The sequence below is a fragment of the Pseudomonas sp. LSJ-87 genome, assembly GCF_032971465.1.
GTDB classification, from domain to species: domain Bacteria; phylum Pseudomonadota; class Gammaproteobacteria; order Pseudomonadales; family Pseudomonadaceae; genus Aquipseudomonas; species Aquipseudomonas putida_Z.
Window position 1 is genome coordinate 1 of sequence record NZ_JAWJYQ010000087.1, and the last position, 5,495, is coordinate 5,495.

The following is a 5,495-nucleotide window of genomic DNA, read 5'->3' on the forward strand; positions in this document are numbered from 1 at the left end:
CAGAAGAGCGACGCGGACGCGAGCTTCCTTGATGTCTACGCGCTGTCGGGCAGCGATTGGTCGCCAATGGGCGTTGTTGCGAATCCGTATGTGAACGCGATCAGAGCGAGTGAGCTGATTGCGGAATGGAGACGGCAAGGGTTAGCTGAAGAGGCAATCAATGAACGGGCACGTCAGGACGGCTTGCTCGGCTCGACCTTGGCGCCGGTGGATGTGCCAGGGATCATAAGCCTTGTCGATAAAGGTGCTACGCGGGATGATGTAGTAAAATTAGCGGCGGTGGTGATACTAGGCAAAGCTACCAGCGGTGCAAAAGGTACTGCAACAGATCCGAAAGTCACCATCAAAGATCACTATGATCATCACTTGAATATGGTGGATGACATAAAGGATCAACTTTCGTCTCAAGGGTTCAGAGTCAGCGAAAAGGAAATATCATTCGGTAGCTCCTGCGGAACTGGTCGTTGTAGGCCAGATATCGTGGCCGAAGCACCTGATGGGACCTTGAGAATTATTGAGGTTAAGACAGGGGGCGCGGACTTGAGTATTCGTCAGTCAGAAATTTTCCCTCAAATAAAAGATGGGGCTTCAATTCCAAGGGGGAAAGTTGCCGAAAGTTTTGGCCTCACGCCAGGCGTACCACTAAAGGATCAAGGTTATCCTAACGGTATCCCTATTGAGATAATGAATTTTCCTGGTGCTAAGTTATGAAGGAAAAAGATGTGGCTTCAGTTTTGACGGAGCTGGGCTGGGTTTGTAGCAAGGATGAAGTCGGGGATTATTTTTGCGTGACAGATGTTGATGGGGTTAAACTTCAAGTAATCCCGTCTGTGAAGAAGCGCTCGGATCATTTTCGGGTGTCACTTATGCCATCGGTTTCGACCAAAGAATTCTCGGAAACTGTTGCGTTTGTGCGGGGAGAGGGGAGCGGATATTCGCCGGTAATAGTCAGTAATGAGCCTCCAGAGAAGTTGCCTGAATTTTCTAGTGATGATGTTCTCAGGATGTCTGAGAAAGCCATGTCTTGGGCACGCTCTCAAAATATTGAGTCCGGCCTGATGGTTTATAGAAGTCTGCCGACTGACAGTAAAGGCGCGATGCCCCTTCGGCACTTGGCTGCATTGGCAATAGCTGGTGACGTTGAACGATTGGACGGTTACAAGAAGAGCTTTGAGATGGGAGACAGGCTTGGTTTTGTACCCTACATTACTGATGGCATGATTGATCGGGCAGTCTTGAAAGCCAAACTTGCAAAATAGATTTTTTCTTGAGCGCTACACACCTTTGACACCGGCCTTGGGCCGGTGTTGTATTTCGCTTTACGTTCAAAACCGTCCCATCCTTCGCTACGCGTTTTGTTTGCTTTGGTGGATATTCGGCGCACTCTAGCGCCAGTATTTTCAGTTGCTTTTGCACCCTGATTGCACTCTTTCTGCATCCTATCTGCACTCAAGTTGCACCCCTTTAGCACCCACCTCTGACGACCTATGGTCTATCTGCTCAATACGCCCTTTTTGAGCATGATTTTTCGCTACTTAATAGGATCAAAATCTCAATACACACGCACCTCTTGCGAGATGAGTATTTTCTTATGTATCAATTAGTTATCCGACTTCTGTCTTCTAGGCTCTGTACGAAATCCCGAGAAACCCAATTGCCGCCCTTCGGAAGCTGAAATTCTGCAGGGTTCCCGGCCATCTACGGAAAGGAATTCTGTGATGGCAAAGCGTTACGAACTCTCGGACGAGGCCTGGGATGTGGTCTCTGATCTCTTCATCGAAACTCATGGTCGGGGGCGACCGCGTCTAAGCGACCGCCTGATGCTCGATGGCGTGCTCTGGGTGCTCTGCTCGGGCGCTGCGTGGCGAGACATGCCGGAGCGCTTCGGCCCATGGTCAACGGTGTATCAACGGTTTCGCGGCTGGCGAAACCAAGGGACGTTCGATCAGATGCTCAAGCGCTTACACCTGAGATTGAACGAGCAAGGCTTGATTGATCTGCAAAGCTGGATGATCGTCTCAACCGCAGTACGTGCAACCCGAGCCCCATCTGGCGCTCGGAAAAAAGGGGGCCTGACGAACCTGCCGATCACGCTCTAGGCCCCAGTCGCGGTGGCCCGACAACTAAGATCCACTTGCTCTGCGACGCCAACGGGACACCGTTGCGCTTCCTCCTCTCTGGCGGTCAAGCCAGTGACATCAGCTACGCACAACCACTGCTGGACGAAGTCAGCATTCCATCGAACCAACGTGGCCGCCCGCGCAAGCGCCGCAAATGGTTGCTCGCCGACAAGGGCTACGCGCCGTTACTGCGACCAGTACCGTATGCAACCCGTCCTCCCGATGCGCTCAATGAAGCGCAAACCCAAGCCTGGCTTACCCAGACTGTTTGATCGGCCCAAATACTGACAGCGCAACATCATTGAGCGCATTTTTGGCTGGCTGAAAGAGAATCGCCGCATCGTCACACGCTTCGACAAGCTCGCGAAAAGCTATGCCGCCATGGTCTCACTGGCTTGTTCCATGCGGTGTTTGCGACATCTCTTTTCGTACGGAGCCTAGTATATTCAACGGACCTGGGGAGAGGTTGAACCTCCTTCCCATGAATGGGAACTTGAATAAAGGTACTTGGAAATCTATGGGAAATACATGGGCGTCCGCATTCAAGGAGGGAAAGCAAGTTAACGTAAAGATTGAGACTATTTATTTTGGCAATACTGTTCGGCCAGAAAGCTTTAACGTGCAGTATTTAATAGGTATTGCTCGTCCAAAAGAAATTTTATTTAAAAACTCACCGGGTGTAAATTGATGCGTAGTGATGATGATATCTATAATGACATTGGGGGCATTCTGTTTGAGATTGCTCCCGATGGAGCCTGTAAAATTATTATGCGTGCACAACTATCCCAGGAGCTAGATAGCTGTGAGTATGAGTATGACTACATTGATGAACAAGGTAACGTTGCCTGGTTTACGGCAGGCGGGCGAGTCAATACAGATATTTTAGATCTTTTAATGGAGTTGCGTCGTTGGTATGTTGAGAATAAACTGACAGGAGGGCTGCCAGCGTGGAGTGGCTGTGAGGTGGGCTTAGACTTGATTAAATTTAAAATTTGCATCGACTTTATTTATCCTTGAGCTTAAGCGGCAAGTTTAGATGTAGAGGCTTAGGCTGAATGTGGTGTGCTTTTGGAAAATCTTAAGGCAAGAGAAGTTGTTGGAGATGGCCTAGAGCACGACCATAGCCCTTCCTTTGCTGCGTTGCGCACAGCAAAGGAAGCAGAGTTGGGCCGTCCCCTTACCGAGCTGGAAACCAAGACTCTCTACCAAAACTCTACTGCTGTGGAGGTACCGCGAGATGTACATATTGCAGGTCCTATCTATGGCGGAAAAAATACACCTGCTCAGATTCAACAAGACGCAGCGGATCTGTAAGGTGCAGTCTGTCGTGACACAGATGCACTACAAACAAATTTGAGCAGTCGAGGTTATGATTCAAAGCTTGTGGATGAAACTGTTCAAAAAATAGTGGAAAGAAATCGCAAGGCAGGATTTATTAAGTAATGAATACTTGGTCGAGTTTTATTTGAACTCTTGGTCAAAATGAAGGTGGTTCAATAGTGCCTGACTTGTGTCGGGAGGTCGGAGAGCCGCCAGCCATTTCAGAGACCCCGGGTGGTTATAATGATCCAGAAGGGAAGAAAATGTTATAAGTTTATTAAGTCCGGCTTGGACCTTGGGTTTCGTTCGGGAAAGTTAAATCACGTTCATTTTTTGTGCAGCGCCACGAAGGGTATTCGACATATAAGAAAGATGTGCTTGGTTGTATAGAGGTGTTTCAGGGTCAGGGCCTCAGCGGATAGTTGTTGGGAAGGGTGATGAGATATACTACTCTGCAGATCATTACAAGACATTTATCCCAATCAATAAATAAAACAAGGAGTGGAAATGCTGCCATTCAAGTACTCCGATCTCACGCCCTCATTCGACGCTGCGGAAGTTTTTTATGTCCGTATTGATCCGAAAATTTCTCTCTCGGAAGAACTGTTAAGCGCGCTATATTACCAGCTATGGCTTCCAGGGTATTTTGGATTCAATTGGGATGCACTCTACGACTGTTTGAGAGATCTTGAATGGATTCCATGCAGCAAGGTGGTTCTTGTGCATGAAGTTATTCCAAGCGTGCCAGTAGATGACCTGAAGGTTTATCTGGAGGTGTTGCGCGACGCGGCTCTTGACTGGGGGCGAGATGAGGCGCGTCAATTGGAGGTTTTCTTCCGGTCGACTGACCGAAGTGCAGTGGAGGCACTTTTAATGAGCTAATTCAAGCGGTGCAAAAGACGTTATGAATGCCGTGGAAGGTGTTCCGGTCGCGTACAGTCGCGTATAAACGTTGCTGATGCTGTAATTTCGCCCAGGACGCCGATTGAACTGCTTTTTTTGTGCTGTCAAGCTGCTGTTTTTCGGCTGCATCCGCAAGCGGAAAGTCGAATAGGCGTGATGGATTAGAATATGACTAGTTTGGACAAATTGTTGTTGAACGCAAGTTCATCTTTGAGTGAGCATGAGCCGGAAATATTAGGGCAATTGCATAGATTGGCAGGTAATTTAGCAGATCAACTTTTTGGAGTGCTGTGTCAGTGTAATGGTTTTTGTGCTCTAGAAAGTGCTTTGCATGTATTTCCCACGCACTCTAGTCAGAACGAAATTGGTATTAGTTATTGGAACGAGAGCGCTCTGTGGCGCAGTGGCTACAAAGACTTGGCCGATGATTGCCTTTTCTTTACAGAAGATGTTTTTGGTGGGCAGTTCTGCATTAAAAATAGCAGGGTCTATACCTTTGACCCAGAAACAGGCTCGTTAGAGTACTTGGCTGATGACATTGAAGGCTGGGTGCAAATGCTCCTAAGCGACTATGAGGTACTTACGGGTTATCCGTTAGCGCATCAATGGCAAAAGAAGAATGGTCAGCTCCCTGCCGGGAAACGTTTGTTACCTAAGGTGCCGTTCGTACTAGGTGGTGAGTTTGTGTTGGACAATTTGTACCTGGCTGATGCTGTAGAGGGAATGAGATTTAGAGCTAATATGGCTAGTCAAATTAAAGAGCTGCCGGACGGAGCCCGGATTAGATTAAATTTTGACAGCTAGCTCTTTAAAGCGGGCAACAGATTTATATAGAATCATACTCGGTCTGACACCGGCCTCGCGCCGGTGTTGTTTTTATCTGTTTGCTGCAAAATCTCCCTCACTTCGCTGCTCGCTTTAGGGATTCTCAGACCAAGTCAGCACAGACCAATCGACCTGTGCCGAAATAGCCCTCCAGTTAGCTTCCCCCCAACAAGCCTTCCATGAGTCAAATGAGCTTCTCCGATTTTGAGTACGCCGGTAAGCGCAAGCAAACCCGCTGTAGCATTTCCCGGATGAGATGGAGCAAGGCTGCCGGCATTGGCAGCATTGATGATGGCACGAGCGGTATAAAGCCTGTGGTGGAAATGG

General features: G+C 48.4%; 6 protein-coding genes and 1 pseudogene. All 7 read left to right on the plus strand.

The window, feature by feature from the left end:
- A partial coding sequence (locus RYH74_RS26080) for a hypothetical protein (RefSeq protein ID WP_317410585.1) occupies window positions 1-711 on the plus strand: 711 nt, incomplete at its 5' end.
- Entirely contained in the window at window positions 708-1,259 is a 552-nt protein-coding gene (locus tag RYH74_RS26085; protein WP_075043689.1) for a DUF6990 domain-containing protein, read from the plus strand. The genes RYH74_RS26080 and RYH74_RS26085, both read left to right, overlap by 4 nt.
- 459 nt (window positions 1,260-1,718) lie before the next feature.
- Window positions 1,719-2,561: pseudogene (locus RYH74_RS26090) on the plus strand (IS5 family transposase).
- Window positions 2,494-2,808: a DNA/RNA non-specific endonuclease gene (locus RYH74_RS26630; protein ID WP_350059720.1), complete on the plus strand. Its 315-nt coding sequence runs from the start codon at window positions 2,494-2,496 to the stop codon at window positions 2,806-2,808. The pseudogene RYH74_RS26090 and the gene RYH74_RS26630 overlap by 68 nt, the downstream one beginning before the upstream one ends.
- On the plus strand, window positions 2,808-3,137 hold the full coding sequence (locus RYH74_RS26095) for a hypothetical protein (RefSeq protein ID WP_075043692.1): 330 nt from the start codon (window positions 2,808-2,810) through the stop codon (window positions 3,135-3,137). The genes RYH74_RS26630 and RYH74_RS26095 overlap by 1 nt, the downstream gene beginning before the upstream one ends.
- A gap of 810 nt (window positions 3,138-3,947) precedes the next feature.
- Window positions 3,948-4,322 carry a barstar family protein gene (locus RYH74_RS26100; protein WP_286101006.1) on the plus strand — a complete coding sequence of 125 codons (375 nt, stop codon included), beginning with the start codon at window positions 3,948-3,950 and terminating at the stop codon, window positions 4,320-4,322.
- A gap of 189 nt (window positions 4,323-4,511) precedes the next feature.
- Entirely contained in the window at window positions 4,512-5,147 is a 636-nt protein-coding gene (locus RYH74_RS26105; RefSeq protein WP_317410589.1) for an SMI1/KNR4 family protein, read from the plus strand.
- Window positions 5,148-5,495: the final 348 nt, after the last annotated feature.